This window comes from Okeania sp. SIO2C9, assembly GCF_010672455.1.
In the GTDB taxonomy this organism is placed as follows: Bacteria; Cyanobacteriota; Cyanobacteriia; order Cyanobacteriales; family Microcoleaceae; genus Okeania.
Genome location: NZ_JAAHGO010000045.1, coordinates 56,404 through 74,573, shown reverse-complemented (window position 1 = coordinate 74,573; position 18,170 = coordinate 56,404). Strand labels below are relative to the sequence as shown.

Here is an 18,170-nt window from a genome sequence, read left to right as displayed (position 1 = left end):
AACTTCGTTTCCTGCTAAAAAGCTTTTCGGTGTTTCTATCTAGTATCATCAATATTTGTTGAGATACTTTAGCTGGTATTGCTTGATAGTCTGGTTGGGTAGAGAGTGTTTTTTGCAAGTCATAATAAGAAAGATAAGTCTTTTTAAATATAAAAGACTGACGAACTAAATAATTAGCATAGTTATAGAGATTTTTAGACAAGAAACACAGTCGGTCAATTTCAGAATAAAACCGATGATTTTTTGTATGGGATATGTCTCTCAACTAATCTCATAAATCAAGGGGTTAAAATTATATTAGGATTTGAGGATTTCGGAATTGTTCTGATTATTTAGCCTGAAACTCAAGTGCCAATTTCATTATACTATTAAACCTTTGGGCTTGGAGTTATTAAATTTTGTCAAATATTTAGTAGCTATGCTTGTATAAATCAACGAAGATATTTGACATTACTTGACTATATATGACTATATTTATGTATAACTTTTATTATACCTGTGTAGAATAATTAGTGATGAAAAAACCTATCTTCTTACCAAAGCAAATATCCTTATTTTCCCCGCTCCCTATCCTAATGTCCTAAGCAACTCAATATTTGCTATAAATACCAATTTTAAAAAATTCCTACTAATTGTTATACTGTTAGCAAAAATCAGTTAGAAAAACCGTATATAGAGGTTGACCAACACAAAAGAAAATTCAGTATTTTAAGCCTCCCTATTGGAGAAGGTACTGTTAACTGTTAACTAAAATGATCATTAAGGGAAGTGTTGGTGATTAGAACTGATGAATCAAAGCCTCTGAGGATTTCTTTTAGACTTTATCTTGTATTTTTATTGTCTATTTGTAGCTATTATAGTTGATTTGAGACAAATTTTGAATATTAATTTAGTATTCAATCTGACAAACATCAAAATACTGTCTTTAAGTCACTCAAGCTTATTTCTAAAATTATTAGATCAAATTGTTTACTATGAATAGTAATAAAGTAAATATACAAATAATTTAATCTAATTTAATGTAGTAATATTATACCTAGTTAATTCTTCAGCAAAAAATAAAGTAGCTCAAAAACCTGTTTCTTTCAGGCTTATATATTTAAATTATAACTATCCTACTTACTATCTTGCTTTAATTTTGAATACCGACTATAGCATTAATAAATAAACTGTAAAACACCAGCAATTTATTTTTCTCTAACAAACAACTCTCTGATTATTTTTGATGATTTATCTTTTTCTTTGTGGGTTGACTATCCCCCGGTCTACAGAGTGTTGACAATTGGTTGGGGTTTGAGTCACCATCCACTTTTTCCTTCTTCCTTTTTCCTTCTTCAAGATTCTTTAAAGCAGTAAAATTTAACTCATCAAGTGATAATTTGATATATTTAGTTAAAACATTGTAACAAAAATAAACAAAGATATAATTAAAATCAATAAATTTACTTAGACTGGCTACTGGCAATAGTTTAGTGTAGATAATTTTAAAGTTTTTTTATAAATACTATCCCTTGTGTCCAACTACATAAATATGCTACTATAGGAATAGTTAATATCTTAAGATGAGTTAATGACCCGAGCCTCAAAATTCAGGAGTTAAGAAAAAAGTTATTGTGAATTGCCTTTTTGCTTTAACTACTATATTTATTAGCATAGTATTTGATGATGCAATGATGTTTAATAATTTCCTAACCTTGATATCAAAGTGTTATTAAATTTTTTTTGACCTCACAAACTTCAAAAAAATTATGAGAGAGATGAATTTGATTGATACTATATTACTTCTCTATTAATAATAATTAACTCAAATAATTTAACAGTGCTTCACATGAAGTAATTGCTTTAAATTATTGTCAGCTAAAGTTTTCAGCCAAAGGCATATTTTTTTTGACTTTCTTGAGTTCATCTTAATATTATGTTTGTGTAGGGTTTCCGCAAGAAATAGAAACCTCATAATTATACATTTGATGTATGAGTTCCATAAAACCTATCAATAACAAACCACAGATATATAGCATATTATAGGTTAATGAAGTACAGATTATCCAATCACGATCTTAATCAGTAAATATTGTTGTTGTGCAGGTGTACCTAACTTACTTAAAAGTGCTGTATATTCCGATATCTTAAATTCTCAGTCAGAATAGAGTTAAATCTAAATTAGAGTTTGACCAAGGTTGCGTGCGAAAGAAAAAGCTATTAACCAAGAGTAATATTTTTGATCTTTGTAGAACTAACAACCATTCAATAATTACAACTTACCCTAAGAAAATATATGCTAACTTATCAACGCAAATCCGTAAGTCTATCATTAATATCAACAGACTTGCCAATTTGGTCCATAGTTGAAACAGCGGCCACTCTATATCATAAAGACCGCGATCAATTTCATATATTATTGCATGAACCTGCAATTACAGACAAAGAAACATCATGTATAGACATAGATGAGCCATCAATATTGCCAACTGTCTTAAAACCAAGACTTTTATGGCTAGAAGTTTCGCCGTCCCGAGTCATTATGACTATGCAAGGAAACGGTAAATATTGTTACCGCCATATCTGGGAAAGAGGAGTATATGGTATCTGTCGTTATTGGCTACAAGACGAGTCATTCAATTTACATTATCAGCTACGAATGCGTAACTTTACCCGTAACCTAGTAGTTCAGGGAAGGCCAATTCCAGATTATCTGCGCTTAGAATATGAACTATGGTCTCAGCAGTTACGCATGGGACATTATGTACTAGAGCTAGAAATTCATCACTAATAGTTTGATTGAAGTTACCAATCAATATTTGGTAGTGCCTCAGCAAAGTGTGGGATAGGTAATCAGATCATTCCAGTTCCAAGGAGCGAGAAGATGCAGAATTTTCTTTCTCTTGGTCGATGGTCGGCCCGCGAGGAGACCTCGCCATCCCACCCTTCGGGAAGCTCTAAAGACCGACTGCTTTCTATCCCTTTAAAAGGGGCAGGGCTAATTCTTTGTGGTCAGAGAATATTAAGTTAGAAATACATTTAATTGTGCTACTGGAGTGACACACCTAAAACTGTGCACTCTGATTTTTGTTTCTAGGTGTCTTTTTCTACTCCTAACCCCACATTCCACTCTAGGGAAGGGCGCGCGGGTGGGTACCCAAACTTCCCACACTTCCTATCAATTATTCTAAGCGTGACAATAAATTGACCCTGCCTTAAAAGGCTATTCCTTATACCAATTCCCATGCATTATTGCTATAATTGGACAAGACTTCAGTTCTTAACTAATTAGCACAAGTAAAATCACTTTTTTACTAATTTCACCTAAGTTCATGTTAATTATTCTTGTGTTTGCTTCTCCCCCACTCCCCCACTCCCCCACTTCCCCTCCCAGAAGGGGAAAGGGAGCAGGGAGCAGGGGAGAAAGGAGAAAAAATCATAGTAGCTAAGTAACACTACTGAAGTCATCAAAAAAAAATGTATTTTAAAATACATTTTCCCTTCCGAAAAAGCCGAACCAAGACTAACCCATAACTCGTCTATTTTGTCAAGCTTTATGTTAAGAAAGATTTGGGTAATGGATAGCTTAAAAGGGGAGGTTTGAGACCCGGTATTTTTGGTAATAGAAATTATTTATTAGGTGTAAAGTGCTCTAAACTTATTTATCTTGACAATAAGTAACCAGCTTATCTAACAAAATATCTTTTTCTGTAGCAACCTTATTAGCTTGCTGGCCTGTTTGAGTAAGTTGATTTTTAGCCTGATTAAATTTTTTTCTACCCTCTAATGAAGCTTCAACTTGTGTGCTAGTTTTAAGAGCTACACTCATCTCAAGAAAAGCTTGAGAAAGTTCTTTAAATGTTTGAGTTAAGTCTTTTTGAAACTGCTGAAGAGTTTCATCCTCAAGTTTGAGAGCTTCTAACTCCTGAGAAATTACTTCTAAATCTCCTCCTAGCTGATTAGTTGTCGCAGCATCAAAGGAATTTTCAGAATTGACAAGAGTATTTCCCTTGTTAATAGTAACAATCAATTCATTACACTGAAAAACTTTGCTAGGGCTACAACTAGCGATGGACAAATAGACTAGAATAGTGCCACCAATAATTTTTAATTTACGAAACATTGTTTAAAATCTTGCAAACTAAGGAGGTATACTTTATAAAAACATAGTTATATCATGTCCGGTTGAATATTTATAAATTAAGTGAGGAGGAAGATGACGTTGAAGTTAGAGGATCAGTTTTTTCATAACTAATTAAAAAGGAGAGGTCTATTAAATAAGACAGGTCTTTTTTTTTACCGAAAAATTGTGGGTATGCGCCTCCCCTTTTAAGGGGGTAATAAGCGGTCGTTTGCGGAGCAGTCCGTTAGGATGGGATGGCGAGGTCTCGGAGCCATATCCAATCGACCAAGAGAAAAAAAATTTCATGAATTTGTCAATCCTCTCCTTGAAAAGAAGAGGTAATTATTCATTATTCATTATTCATTATTCATTATTCATTATTCATTGTTGAACAATTCTATCCAAACGGTGTAAACTACAAAACCACCCTAGTTGCCTCAAGTCAAAGAAACTGTCAAAGACACTTACTCTTCTATTTCATAGCTAAAATAATTTGGGACTACTCTTTTTTTACCTACTCAAACTAGACTTCTTTTTTATCACTAATTTTATATATAGGAATTGAATAATTATCAATAAAAATAATTTTTGATGTATAGAATTATTAGGTTTAAATCGCTTTAATTATTGCAATTTATACTTGATAAGATAATATTGAGATTAATTATAGTATCGGGAATATTTACAAAGTTTTGATTATTTTTTTCCCTAAATTAACATTTTGTTACCATTATTAATTTTGAAAAATTATTCATAATGCCATTTTTTTTTGTGAGTGATGATAACTAGTTTTTTGATTTGATCCTCAATTAATTTTCAGGCAGAAGAAATTGAATAGTTAACTTGAAATTTGTTACAGTTTACAGTATCGATCAATGAATTTCAGAAATCTACCGATAATTCTAGCTTGATTAAATATTAATGTAGCTAAGTTTAGCTAGGTGTTCAAACCAATATCAATACTAGCAAAATTTTCTTCTAAATCGTATTGTATTTTTTTGCTTCAGAAATCACCTCAATGGCATTAATAATTAGTCTGATAGACTTAATTATTGACAAAAATTTATCCCAACTACATCATTATTTATTAAAAATACGCTAAAAGTATTGACTAATTATGTCTATATTTAGCTATATTAACAGTAAATGTTGGTGATACCTAACAAGTATAAAAGTTGGCTCAAGAACATTAAAATGCCCGAACAACCAAGAAACCTTAACACTAATAATAAATCCACAGATAATTTTCCCATTGTAATTTCTTTTGGATTAGCATTGCTAATGCTAGGTTTATCCTGGCGTATATTCACAATCATTGCTATTGCCTCTGGAGTTACCTGGTTCGTCAAGCGTTATCAGGAAAAACAAAAACAACAAAAAGATTATTTGAATAGCATATTCTATCAGTTAATTCAGGAAAATAACGGGTATATTACAGCCTTAGATTTAGCCATAAACTCCCAACTATCGGGAAAAATAGTCCAAGAATTTCTTGATGAACAAGCCAAAGAATTTGGTGCTGAATTAGAAATTACACAAGAGGGTAGCTTATTATATTATTTTCCTACTGCTGTATCTCTCGTGGGAAGACCAACGGATAAAATTTTAGAACACAATACTCAATTAATCCCGAAAGTTTCAAATTATGAGACTCAACTGCCAAAGAATTCCCAACTAAATTCTCATCTAAAAGATTTCCCAGAAAATTCCCAACTTCAATCTGCTACTGAAATAGCTTCTCCTCTTACCCAAAAAGAATTAGCAATTAGGCTCAATGTTCATGCTAGTACTATCAGTAAACGGAAAACAAAACCTGATTTTGGAGAATGGAGTAGTCAAAAAGATCCGGAATCAATTGCATGGAAATATTTTCAAGAACAAGCACAATTTTTACCTATAATTCCTAGATTTTAAGCACAAAGTTTTAAATTAAATCAATGGCTTTTTTTAACTTTTAGAACCCCAAGATTTTACTTTTATCAAAAAATTTGGAGAGCAAAAGTTTACTTCAAATTTACTTGGCCTCAAGTCACAATTAAACAATAGCTTTACTACAATTCAAGGACTTAATTTAAAAAGCATTTTCTGAGGGAATTCTCCGCAAACAGCAATTGGTGCATTCAGTACTTCCTAATAGGGAATGCTCCGCAAACAGCTTAGATTTATACTGAAACCGAGTAAATGCAATTTCAAAGAGAATTTCAACCCCTCTTGAATTATCTAGTGTCTACAAGCTGAGAATTTCAACTCAAGTTGATAGCTGAAAGCTGATCGCCAAGAACTAGTGCCGCTACGCGGAAGTCACCAAGTCACCAAGTCAGAAGTCAGAAGTATTGATTGGTAAGGCTTTTAGGATTTTGTAACTGGTCAGTTATTTCCGCCATTCTGCACTAGTTAAAGAACCACTTAGATATTCTTCTATATTCTATAATTACCTTGCTTGACAAAAAGATAAAATTATGTTAGAGAGAAGTAGAAGAATAAAATTAAAGATGGCCTATGTATTGAAAAAGAATTGTAACATTGAACGAAAAAATGTGAGAACAAACTTAAAAATCTTAATTAAACATTACAATAAACAAAATTATAGGTAAGTGTAGCAAATGATGCCCAGAATACTCGTCATTGACGACGATCCTGCGATCGCAGAACTCGTTGCTGTCAACCTAGAAATGGCTGGCTATGAAGTTAGCCAAGCAGAAGATGGCATAAAAGGGCAAGCTCTAGCCCTCCAACTACTACCAGACCTGATAGTATTAGATTTAATGCTACCAAAGGTAGATGGGTTTACAGTTTGTCAACGTCTGCGTCGTGATGAAAGGACAGCCGATATTCCAGTACTGATGTTAACTGCTTTAAATCAAACCCAAAACAAAGTAGAAGGCTTTAATGCTGGAGCAGATGATTATCTCACAAAACCCTTTGAAGTAGAAGAAATGCTAGCACGAGTGCGTGCCCTACTGCGACGCACAGATCGAATACCACAAGCAGCTAAACATAGCGAAATTCTGAATTATGGTCCTCTGACTCTTGTTCCTGAAAGGTTTGAGGCTATTTGGTTTGAGCAGACAGTCAAACTAACTCATTTAGAATTTGAGTTACTCCATTGTTTACTGCAACGACATGGCCAGACAGTATCTCCGAGTGAAATTCTCAAGGAAGTCTGGGGTTACGATCCAGATGATGATATTGAGACGATCCGAGTCCATATTAGACATCTGAGAACAAAGATGGAACCAGATCCTCGCCATCCTCGGTATATTAAAACAGTATACGGTGCTGGTTACTGCTTAGAGTTACCTAGTAATAGTTCCAGTGCTAATAATTTGGAAACATCTAATTTGGCAAAACCAAATCAGGAATGGGTTAGAGAACCTTAAAATAATTTCCGGTTGAAAAATTATAATTTAGGTATAAAAAACTGAACTAACAGAGAGATTTTTTCAAAATTCTGTAATACCTGACAAATTGCAATCTCTCAACCGGAAATTTAACGAAGTCAGAAGTTAGAAGTCAGAAGTCAGAAGTTATTTTTGTAACGCGGATTTGATCTCCCCTCCAAAAATATTTCGCCTTAAAAAATTAAGAATTTAGAATTACCTCTTCTTATAAAATTGGTTAAAAGAATTTTTTTTCTTTTTTATCCATGAATGGAGAGGCTTTATACTTGAATTTTTTGGTAGAATGTTAGAATATCGGAAATTAGCCCTCTGAGTTGCCAAAAATCCGCTAAAATCCATTAGTATATATGAGGATATATACTATGTGTTGGATTAGATATGTCAAAATAGCTCTAGTTAATACCATTGGAGCATTAGTAGCAATTATTTGGGTGCCTGTTCCTCAAGCAGTGGCACAACCTTTACTTCCAGAACAAACAAAATCAGCAGTTTCACCATTAGAAACGATCAAGTCAGTAAACAACAGCTTAAAAACTACAAAAAAAGTAAATTCACTATCAGAACTTTACCAGCTTAGAGACGAAATCAAAACTGAACTGAATAAAGTCTCTCAAAGGCCAAGTCTCCAAGAAGTAGAAGAACCCTGGCAATACCAATTTCACCTACAACAGTATGAAAAAACCCTGAAAAATTTCCGTAATGTAGAAGCTAATATTATTAGAGAAGAAAAAGCGCTCCAAAGCTGGAAGCAAGCGATCGCCAAAGCAAGTAAAGCAGTAGAAAAAGGAAAAATAACTCAGACAAATTACCAAACCTGGCAAGAAGCAGAAAATCTTTGGTTAGAGGCAATTTCTAACCTGCGCGAAATTCCCCAAAATTCCTTAATTACAGATAAAGCGATCGAAAAAATGATCGAATATCAGGGTTATCTAGCAGTTGCCTCCTATGAAAAAGTAATAGCAGCAAGAAGATGGGTAGAAAATATAGAAGACGACACAAAGAATAATACAAGCAATTCTTCACCCATTGCATATAGTTTATCTCCCGGTTTCACTATGTATGGCGACACCAACAGAGACGGAGAATTAGACGAAGCTGACAGATCGAGTAGAGAAAAATGGTCTTTATCAGAAGGCGCATTGATGTTATTTAATAGCGATGATGACAATGGCGATCGAATACCAGACTGGCGCGATCGAGAAGTTAATGGGGAAAGTGATGAAGCAGACTTGGCACTGGTGAATATTCAAGTAGCAGAAAATTATCAAGATTCTCAAATCTATATCTCAACAGACACAGATGCTAGTGACTATATTAATGTATTCCAAAAAACAGAAGACGGATGGCAACCAGTAGATATTTCTGGTACTGAAGCATTAATTTCTAGAGAGAAAGTAGTATTAGGGGTGGAAGCTAAACAGTTCGCAGATCGCAACTGGAAAGGAGTAGTTAAATTAACAGCGATCGCTGAAAAAAATGGTAGACAAATTGCCTCCGATAGTATTCAAATAGGTGTAGTTCCCTGGTTAATGTCTCCCAATACTGCTCCAGTTAAAGAGCTTCATGTCAGCGAACGTGGTTTTGGCAATCAAGAATTTGTCGCCAAAATCAAACAGATCGTCGAAAAAACAGGTGCTAAAGCTCAAATTAATTCTGGTGGTACCACCTGGATGCAAGATACTAAAGAAATAGGTTATGTGCAATTTCCCTCTCAAGGTAAAACCCGTAATATGAATGTGGCACTTAAAGCTAATCGCCCTGGGGAAAATGACCAATACGCTAGAAGTCTGCTCAAAGAAGATTTTGGCTGGTTTGAAGTAGGTAAACCCAGACAACTCGATCCCCTAAATAGGTGGGCAGATGCTTATGGAAACCTAGAAGTGACACCACCTCTACCAGGATACAATCTGGGAAGAATTTATTATGGTAAGGCAGGTGAAGTAGGAATGAATCCAGAAATCGTTGATTTTATTAAAGCGCAAAAAATTCAAGGTCCGCCAGTAGATATTGATACTTCTTGGTTAATGATTCGTCATGTAGATGAAATTATTACTTTTATTCCTAGTAAATTTGGCAAACCTTTAATGTTAATTGTTAGTCCAGAAGCAGGGGTAAAACTATTAGAAGAATTGAGTCTACAAGGATATGGACAAGCGGCAATAAATCGTGGTTTAAGTACTCAAACAACGGTACGAGCAGCGCTAAAAAATCAGAAGTTAATTCAGCATAATCTTTATTTGCAGCGGGAAAAATTAGACCCATTAATTGAAAAGTTGAAGCGGGAGTTTAATTTAAGCGATGACCAGATTATTCAAGTGCCAGCTATGTTTGGATATAGTGGTTATTCTTGGTGGCCGAATATGGTGAATTCGGTGGTAGTGAATGGAGAATTGTTGGTTTCAAATCCCGTAGGAGCATTAATTAATGGTAGAGATTATACTCAGGAAAAATTCCGCAGGTTAGTAGCTGATGCTAGTTTAAATATTAATTTTATAGACGATAAATATTATCAGAATCTCAGGGGAAGTATCCATGATGCCACAAATACAACCCGTTTAGGAAAAAATAATCCTTTCTGGAAATCTTTGTCTGAGGATATTTCAGAGTTGAGATTTCAAAATTATGAGCTTAGAGGTCAGAGGTGATATAGCAGAAGGAAGAAGGAAGAAGGAAGAAGGAAGAAGGAAAAATCCAACGTTGTTTGAGTTTTAAGCTTTTGATCTATCCTGACCTTTCCTTCAACTTCTATAGAACCCCTGAGTGGTATCTCTGCAAAGGTGAGGGTTTTTGGCAAAGGAGTCAGGAGATTGAGAAATAAAATATGGGAAAAAAGTTGAAATTTGCCCCCATCTCCCCACACTCCCCACACTCCCCACACTTCCCACACTCCCAATCTATAGATCCCAAATGGGTTCTATATTATCCCAGGGAGTAGGGACGTTGCATACAGCGTTTGTAGGTCCTAGCGTCGCTACCCGGAAGTTAAAAGTCAAAAGTATTGATTCGCACCCTACATGATTTAATATTTATTTGACAAACACTCTCTTAATCAAGTTAAGAAGTCTTATTTTTGACTTTTGATTTGCTATTAAACCCTATCTATCAGGAGAAAAAATGTCGGATTTTATGGATTTTTTGAAGCATAAATATGCTTATGTTGCTTTGGGAGAATTTAAACCAGGAAAGTTTGAAGAAGCAAGAGAACTTTATGAAAAGGCAGTTGCTACCTATAACGAAGGTTTTAAGGGAGCTTATTTATTGCAGTTGCCAGGAACAGATAAAGGTATTGCCGTTATTTTTTGGGAAGGGGTTGAAGATATGGATGCTAATCAAACTGAAGCTTATAAAGCGGCATTGGAAGAAATGTCACATTTATTTGCTCAACCACCAGAAACTAATTTTTATGAAACTGTTACTGAGATATTGCCAGAATAATTTGGCAGATGAGGGTAATTTTTTGTCTAATTTATAGCAGAAGGAAGAAGGAAGAAGGAAGAAGAAAGAAGAAAGAAGGAAGGACTGAAGAACCGAAAAATATTGCTTTGTCTGAATTTTCAGCTTTTGATCTGTCCTAACTTTTTCTTCGAGTGCTATAAATTGACAAATCTTGCCTTTAGAGCAGTTTTCTTGCACGGTAGACCACAGTAGGGACGTTCCATGGAACATCCCTACAGGGTTTTGATTGTGACGCGAGGTCATCAATATGAAAAGCGCTGTAATATCTTGGCAATTAGATAAATTTTCCCTCTACATTCTCAATTGGGGAATAGACTTTTTCTATCCCCCAATTCCTGAATATTAGGAACTAACTTTGATTGTAATCTCAATCCGATCTGCGACACCAGAGGGAACGCGCCATTTTAAAAGCGATCGCTTAATTTCTTCTACAATTTTTTTATCCTTCAAAGTGGAAAGTTCATCATCTAAAATTACTCGGAGTACGCGATCGCCTTTTGCCTGCAATTCCAAAACTATTTCACCATGAATATTTGGTGGAACATCCAAATTTTGTAAATGCTGTTGCAGATTTTTTTGCTCTGCTGTATCTAACCCGATAACTTGGATAATGTGCAAAGGAGTATCAGTTGAGTTTGCAGAATCTTTTTGTTTGAGAGAAAGTACCATTTGCATAAAATTCCCTACTACTTTAGGAGTTTCCTCCACATTTGCAACTTCCTTCAAGTCTGTCGCTATCCGTTTCAGCAGTTGCTCGGAAGTAGGAATTTTTCGGTCGCGGACTAATATTTTAACTACAACCTTATCGTTAGTTTTGAGAAAGCGCTCTATATGAGAAAGTCTTACTTTATAGTCATTATCCGAAATATTGTAGCGTATCCTTACTTCCTTAGTAGAAGCAGTTTCCTGTAGTTCGCCTTGTTTCAAGAATCTCGAAATTCCTTTCTTGATACCCAAAGACCCTATTTTCTCTTGTTGCTCCACCGAATCTATTGCTTGAAGTTGCGATAGCTGCATCATCAAGTCCGGAGAGTCAGAATAAGTTGACATGATACGATCTGAATCATTGTCTAGCATCCGACACAGCAAGTCCGGAGAGTCGGAATAAGTTGACATGATACGATCTGGATAATTGTCTACTCGAAATCTGTCAGGTGCAGGACCGAACCCCTTATAGCTCACTCCCTCTGGCATTTCCACAGGAACTTCCATCGAAATCCGCTGACCACCAGGTTCAACACGCACATCTTCACTTACTGCCACAAACGCCGTATATTCTGACAACAATTGATAACTTAAAGCTGTCTCCGTCACCTCTTTTACCATCGACTTCTTATCATAATCAAACATCTGATTCATCAAATGCTTAATCTTTTGTCTCGCCCAAATTTGAGCAACTGCCACATTACCACTCTCAGCAAAAATCATCTCGAAAGTCTGCTGATAAATTTCCCCACCAGCAGCAATACCATTAACCTGTAACTCACCTCCCACAGCATCCTGTTTGTACCCAAATAAAACCAAAGGTTGTTCGGCAAACAAATCTGGAGTTGTCACCGGATAAATTTCTGGTATTTCACCCCAACCATTCCACTCAACCTCAATTTGAGTCAATACTGGATTATTAATTTGCTGAAAAAATTTCTCTGCTACTTCCTGAGTGGGTTCATCCTGTCGCACAACCCTGGCAATACCCTGCCCAATTTCTGCCAAACGATTAATCAAATATCGATTTACCGAACTACCAACGCCAAAACTATAAAGTCGGTTGCCTGGTTGGAGTTTGTCTTGCACTTCTGCCAATACTGCTTTTTCATTACCAATATAACCATCGGTCAACATCACAATACTCCGCAGTCTTCCCGCAGGTGGAGGCGGAAAATTCAAAACTTCCTGGATGCCATTAAGTAATTCAGTGCCACCATTTGCATTTAATCTGTTGATATAGTTAATTGCAGTGGCAATGTTTTTAGGTGTATTTGCCAAAGGAGTTTCTGATAGTTTTCTGGTAGTATTGGCAAAGTCGATAATTGTGAAAGTGTCGTTGGGGTTAAGTCTGTGAATAAAACGGCGCATCAATTCCTGACATTTGAGCAAGGGTTCTCCCATTTGGGAACCGGAAGTATCCATGAGGAAAACGACATCTTTCGGCACAATTTCATCACTTCGATACTGTAAAGCGGGAATTAGATAAACGGCAAAATATCCGCCACGTTCGTCTGCTTGAGTTAATACTGTTGCTTTGGTATGATTGCTAGCAACTTGATAGCGGAGAATGAAGTCTTTATTTGGGATGGTGTCTTCATTTCCTAATTTAACCGTAACAATTTCTCTTCGCTCAGATGTTTGAATTTGGTGGGATGTGGAATTCACCTGAAAAATTGGCATCCCACAGTCTATTTCTACTGTCATACCAATATCATGTCCCGAACGCATTGCCGGGGGAACTATTGGCGGTGTAATTTGACTAGCATCAGGAACTTGGTCTGTATCACCACTTCTATCTAAAGGCGTTCCGGGAATATAGCGAGGTCCCACAACCATGGGAAATACAAATTCATAGTCCCCACCTTCAAATTTCAGGGAGTCTGTATAGCGAATAATTACATCTATTTTCTCCCCTGGTTTGATATTTGCTAAGGACTGAGTGAAAATATTATCGCGCTGTTGTTCGAGTAATCCTGCGGTGCGACCTTGTTGTTTAGCTTGTTGATAGATTTTTTTTGCTTCTTCTCGTTTTTTGATATTACCTTTGATTAAGCGATCGCCTATTTTGATTTCCATTTCATCGACTGCTGCTTCGTCTGGTAGTGGGAAGAGATAAGTTGCTTCTAGGGGTTCGGTGAATGGGTTCTCAAATTGTTGAGTTACTTCGACGCGGGATAGGTTGCCCGCTATTTTAGCTTTAACTTCGGTGTGTTTGAGCGGAAAAGTTAGTTTTTCTTCTGAGGATAGAATGTATAATCCTGCAAGAGTTGGTGTATTTGTAGACATAACTATGTATGATTCTAAAGAAATTAATTAGTTTTGTAATATATTCTTTTTCTTGTAGCATAGTCATTTAGGAATTGTCTATTAAGAATTATGTATTATTATGGTCAGCTTAAAAATTTAGGGGAGAGATTTCAAGATTTTTTTTCTGTTGTCCCTAAAGGGTTTTAGTTATGGCGATATGGTTCATCAATTTGAAAAGCGCTGTATAAAGTTATTTTTCTGGGCGTTGCACAGTGACGAATGATTTGACATTTTTGATGAACATAATTTTGGATTTGAGAATTGCTAGAATGATTAATACTAGGTTTTTTCGATTCAAATTATCGACTATTTTTTGGCAATATGGCAATATACATAGGCGTAAAAATCAAAAATAAAATCAATTATTATCCATAAATTATCAATTATTTCTCCCTATTCCCTATTCACTGTTGCCTGTTACCTGTTGCCTGTTGCCTCTTTTATGGAGATGTCTAATATCATTCCATAATGTGCAACCCCTTTTTCTGGGGATATATAATTATTTTTATCTCCACAGATGATCGTATAAAAAAACTAACTTGAATTTGAAAAGCGCTGTATAAAGTTATTTTTCTGGGGATATATAATTATTTTTATCCCCAAAGATGATCGTACGAAAAAACTAACTTTCGTCTGAATTATCCTCTTGACGTTCGTTAAGTAAAATATCTAAAATACGCCGATTTTCTGTTTGCAAACCACGAATTTCCGCTTGTTGTTGTGCAATAATTTCCAATATTTGCTCTTGTTTTTGTGAGATTCGTTCTCGTTCTTCTGCTGCTTCTGCTGTGCTATTTGCTAATGCTTGAATAATACGAGCATTACTGTTAATCAAATCCCGTGTTTCTGATAATTTATTATCTTGAGCTTCGATGACACGAGCGTTACTTTCAATGGTACGAGCATTGCGCTCTACTATCTCTCGTGTCTCTGCAATAGCACTCATAATACCAATTTAAAAAAAGAATGCTACAAAAAAGTAGACCTCGAACGGATATGCTTAAAAATAGCTGCTCCAGTTCATTTAAAATAGTTATTCCTATCTTTTTTCCCTTTTTTTCAATATTTACCCCAACTTCGGTCTTCCCTATTCCTTCTTTCGTACGGACTATGCAACGTCCCTACCATTTGTAACAAACATTTATCACGCTTGGTATAAGACGGTCTAATATTTCATTATTCCAACGTTCTGTTGTCATATTTTTTTCTCCTATTATAAAGTTATTTTTTTTGGGGATATTTCAATAATTGATAATTGATAATGGATAATTGATAATTACCTCTCCCTAAAAGGAAGAGGATTGAATAAAAGGAAAATTTTTTCTTGCTTCTCCTTTAAAGGAGAGGCTTTAAACCTTAATTATTCGGTAATTATTTTTATCCCCAAAGATTATGATACAAAAAACTAATTTTCGGCTGAATCAATAGAAAATAAAATCAATCATTACATCTAGATACATCAATTATTTTCCCTACTACCTACTCCCTAATTCTTATTTTTATAAATTATTCTGTTTATTCTGAGCAAATTTCAACAATTCTTGAGCTTCTTGATAATAAGTTGTTTCTGGTTTAATATTCTCTAACTGATTAATAATTAATTGAAGTTTACTTGCCAATATACCACGATTAGAATTATTATCAGCAGCATATCTTTGCCAATCTGCAATTAAATTTTTAGCCTCCTTCAAAGCTTTTTTTGACTCTGTTTCTGCTTGCAACCGCATTTTTACATTAGCTAAATTAACCTGATATTCTCCCAGTTTAGTCTGTGCTTCCAAATAAGCTGGATTATCTGCTGGTATTTTCTGTAATTGATTAATTGCTTGCTCCCATAAACTCGCCACCACTTGCCATTGTTGCTCTGGATGTGGTCCATTTTGGGCAGCTGTAGCTGCTTGCATATTAAATTGTTTTGCCACTTGCATAAAAGTGAAACTGAGTTTACTTCCCTCAGCTAAAACCGCCTCTATTTGAAAATCTCGCTTTGTCGCTGCTAACTTTGGTTTCACCATTTTTCCAGCGAGAGTAGTAGGAGGAATTTGCTCTAACTTATCTATTGCTGCTTGCCAGTCAGCGATCGCCTGTTGTTTATCTGCTGGTGTTGTCGCTTGTTGATACTGTTGTTTAGTTGTTGTAATTGTTTGTTCCGCTTCCGTTAACAATGTTTGAGCATTTTTTTCTTGAAATACCTTTGCCTCCATTCGTCCTATCTGTTTTCTCGCAGTTTCAAATTCATCTAATGTGAATTTCCAAGAACAACTAAAAAAGGTACAGTATCTTTCAGGATAATAACCTAAAAACCAAACTGGCAATTCATCAAGATGTTTTTGTGCTAAAGCAACTTTCTCAGCACCAAAATTGATATCTACACTGGAAGTTGCCTGATTAATTAATTGGTCTGCTTGTTCAACATTAGCGATCGCCTGTCGATAGTTATTATCCATACTTATATAGCTAGGTATCAAAATTATTGGTGCTACTCTAGACACAGGTTTACGAATCATTGGATAGGGTAAATTTGCCACCCAAACTATCCCTGCCATTCCCACTAATGCAGCAGGTATCCAGGCAATTTTACTCAACATTCCTGGTGGTTTATTTGCTTTAGCCGCTTTCTGAATAACTGTGTCACTAAAATTAGGAAATTGGTCTTTTACTAAATAACTTAACTCTTCTTCTTTTAGGGGTTCTCCTGATTGGAAAGTTAACTTATCCAATCTTTTCATTACTATATTTTTTCCTACTTCCCCAACCACATCTTCTTTAGCACACTTGTTAACTTCAACCTCTAATATTTTATAAGCTCGGTTATATAAACGTGACATATTTTTATTTTTACCTCTAGATTTATTACTTATATTATAATCTTCGGATAACTCATCAGTCCAGTAGTTAATTTAATAATAGATATACCTAATAGTTGCCCAATTTAAAATCCAGTTGATAGATAATACCGTAGGTTGGGTTAAGCGACCGCGCAACCCAACACCAAGCTATAATTTTGGGTTTCCGTAAACTTCAACCTAACCTACAAAGTGTCAATAATTTTTTAGTATAAAATTCGGTGTAAGAATTATGCCTGCCAAAGATGTTTTTCATGATGCTGTCAAAAATGCTTTAATTAAAGAAAATTGGACTATTACTGATGACCCCCTTTTTTTAGAATTTGGTGGAGTTGATATGTATGTCGATCTGGGTGCAGAAAAACTTGTTGGTGCAGAAAAAGATGGGGAAAAAATTGCTGTAGAAATCAAAAGTTTCATTCAAAAATCAATAACTTATGAATTTCATACGGCATTAGGTCAGTATTTGAATTACCGTTTTATTCTTAACCAAAAAGACCGGGAGCGAATTTTATATTTAGCTGTTCCTGAAGACACTTATAAAACTTTTTTTAGGTTACTATTTACTCAAGGAGTAATTGCATAACAACGTCTTAAACTAATTATTTATGATGTAGAGCAGGAGGTAATTATAGAATGGAAAAGTTAGAAAAATACAGAAATTATATTGAGCAAATAATTAAGGAATATGGACAATACAAACCATCTTATGGAGAGGTGGAAGTACAAACAATTTTCGACCGCGATCGCGACCATTATCAACTTTGGCGTTGCTGAATTGAAGTATGAATGCGCGATTGTTTAGTTTTGCTCAAGCCCCCTAAATCCCCCAAATATGGGGGACTTTCAGAGTTTCTTCCCCCCCAATTTGGGGGGCTAGGGGGGCTTGCATCATACCCAGAATCAGCAATGCCCAACTTTTAAATGTTGGTTGGGATGGGAATGAAAGAATACGAGGTTGTGTTTTACAAATAGATATTAAAAATGAAAAAATCTGGATACAACATGATGGTACAAAAATGGGTATTGCGGATGAATTAGTAGATTTAGGAGTGCCTTCATCAGATATTGTTCTGGCTTTTCATGCACCTTATAAACGAAAATATACAGGTTTTGCTGTGTCGTAAAAAGAGGGAGTAGGAATTAGGTAGAGATGTTGTATATAACGTCCGTACAAAGTAGCAGGAAATAATTAGTTTTATTTTTTATTATTAGAGATGTTTAATATAGCAATCCTCATATCAAATTTCATTAATTAGCCATAATAAATCAGCTATCTTTAGTCATCTTCAGATGACTTTTGCTATGAGCCAAGAAATTTATTTCTTGGCGGATGAGAAAGCCAAACTT

At 35.1% G+C, this 18,170-nt stretch carries 13 protein-coding genes and 1 pseudogene; 8 read left to right on the top strand and 6 right to left on the bottom strand.

The window, feature by feature from the left end; genetic code table 11:
• Nucleotides 1–265, bottom strand: a pseudogene (locus F6K23_RS27050) (RNA-guided endonuclease TnpB family protein); the annotation flags it as partial.
• A 2,010-nt stretch (nt 266–2,275) separates the two neighbouring features.
• Here F6K23_RS27050 and F6K23_RS27045 point away from each other — a divergent pair.
• Complete coding sequence (locus F6K23_RS27045) at nt 2,276–2,770, top strand: hypothetical protein (protein WP_293161518.1); 495 nt, start codon at nt 2,276–2,278, stop codon at nt 2,768–2,770.
• 867 nt (nt 2,771–3,637) lie between these two features.
• On the opposite strand, the gene F6K23_RS27040 is transcribed toward F6K23_RS27045, so the two are convergent.
• Nucleotides 3,638–4,102, bottom strand: a complete 465-nt coding sequence (locus tag F6K23_RS27040; protein ID WP_293161516.1) for a hypothetical protein — start codon at nt 4,100–4,102, stop codon at nt 3,638–3,640.
• A 1,194-nt stretch (nt 4,103–5,296) separates the two neighbouring features.
• Here F6K23_RS27040 and F6K23_RS27035 point away from each other — a divergent pair.
• The 3 genes from F6K23_RS27035 (at nt 5,297) to F6K23_RS27025 (ending at nt 10,148) form a co-directional block, all read left to right on the top strand.
• On the top strand, nt 5,297–6,016 hold the full coding sequence (locus F6K23_RS27035) for a hypothetical protein (RefSeq protein WP_293161514.1): 720 nt from the start codon (nt 5,297–5,299) through the stop codon (nt 6,014–6,016).
• Between the two features lie 692 nt (nt 6,017–6,708).
• Nucleotides 6,709–7,482, top strand: coding sequence for a response regulator transcription factor (locus F6K23_RS27030; RefSeq protein ID WP_293161527.1), 774 nt, complete (start codon nt 6,709–6,711; stop codon nt 7,480–7,482).
• Nucleotides 7,483–7,865: 383 nt separating this feature from the next.
• Nucleotides 7,866–10,148 carry a protein-arginine deiminase domain-containing protein gene (locus F6K23_RS27025; RefSeq protein ID WP_293161512.1) on the top strand — a complete coding sequence of 761 codons (2,283 nt, stop codon included), beginning with the start codon at nt 7,866–7,868 and terminating at the stop codon, nt 10,146–10,148.
• Here the strand turns inward: F6K23_RS27025 and F6K23_RS27020 are convergent.
• Nucleotides 10,139–10,396, bottom strand: a complete 258-nt coding sequence (locus F6K23_RS27020) for a hypothetical protein (protein WP_293161510.1) — start codon at nt 10,394–10,396, stop codon at nt 10,139–10,141. The two genes, F6K23_RS27025 and F6K23_RS27020, sit on opposite strands and share 10 nt — an antisense overlap.
• Nucleotides 10,397–10,617: 221 nt before the next feature.
• On the opposite strand from F6K23_RS27020, the gene F6K23_RS27015 reads away from it, so the two are divergent.
• On the top strand, nt 10,618–10,938 hold the full coding sequence (locus tag F6K23_RS27015; RefSeq protein WP_293161508.1) for an antibiotic biosynthesis monooxygenase: 321 nt from the start codon (nt 10,618–10,620) through the stop codon (nt 10,936–10,938).
• Between the two features lie 363 nt (nt 10,939–11,301).
• Here F6K23_RS27015 and F6K23_RS27010 read toward each other — a convergent pair whose 3' ends face one another.
• The 3 genes from F6K23_RS27010 to F6K23_RS27000 all read right to left on the bottom strand — a co-directional run bounded on the left by F6K23_RS27010 (nt 11,302) and on the right by F6K23_RS27000 (nt 16,802).
• Entirely contained in the window at nt 11,302–13,953 is a 2,652-nt protein-coding gene (locus F6K23_RS27010; protein WP_293161506.1) for a VIT domain-containing protein, read from the bottom strand.
• Between the two features lie 643 nt (nt 13,954–14,596).
• Nucleotides 14,597–14,920 (bottom strand): hypothetical protein, encoded by a 324-nt coding sequence (locus F6K23_RS27005; RefSeq protein WP_293161504.1) that lies wholly within the window; start codon nt 14,918–14,920, stop codon nt 14,597–14,599.
• 553 nt (nt 14,921–15,473) lie between these two features.
• Nucleotides 15,474–16,802 (bottom strand): hypothetical protein, encoded by a 1,329-nt coding sequence (locus tag F6K23_RS27000; RefSeq protein WP_293161502.1) that lies wholly within the window; start codon nt 16,800–16,802, stop codon nt 15,474–15,476.
• Between the two features lie 250 nt (nt 16,803–17,052).
• On the opposite strand from F6K23_RS27000, the gene F6K23_RS26995 reads away from it, so the two are divergent.
• From F6K23_RS26995 to F6K23_RS26985, 3 genes are read left to right on the top strand one after another with little or no spacing between them, the layout of a single operon-like run.
• Complete coding sequence (locus F6K23_RS26995) at nt 17,053–17,406, top strand: XisH family protein (protein WP_293161500.1); 354 nt, start codon at nt 17,053–17,055, stop codon at nt 17,404–17,406.
• A 50-nt stretch (nt 17,407–17,456) separates the two neighbouring features.
• Complete coding sequence (locus tag F6K23_RS26990; protein WP_293161498.1) at nt 17,457–17,597, top strand: element excision factor XisI family protein; 141 nt, start codon at nt 17,457–17,459, stop codon at nt 17,595–17,597.
• Between the two features lie 47 nt (nt 17,598–17,644).
• On the top strand, nt 17,645–17,947 hold the full coding sequence (locus F6K23_RS26985; RefSeq protein ID WP_367267834.1) for a XisI protein: 303 nt from the start codon (nt 17,645–17,647) through the stop codon (nt 17,945–17,947).
• Nucleotides 17,948–18,170 lie beyond the last annotated feature (223 nt).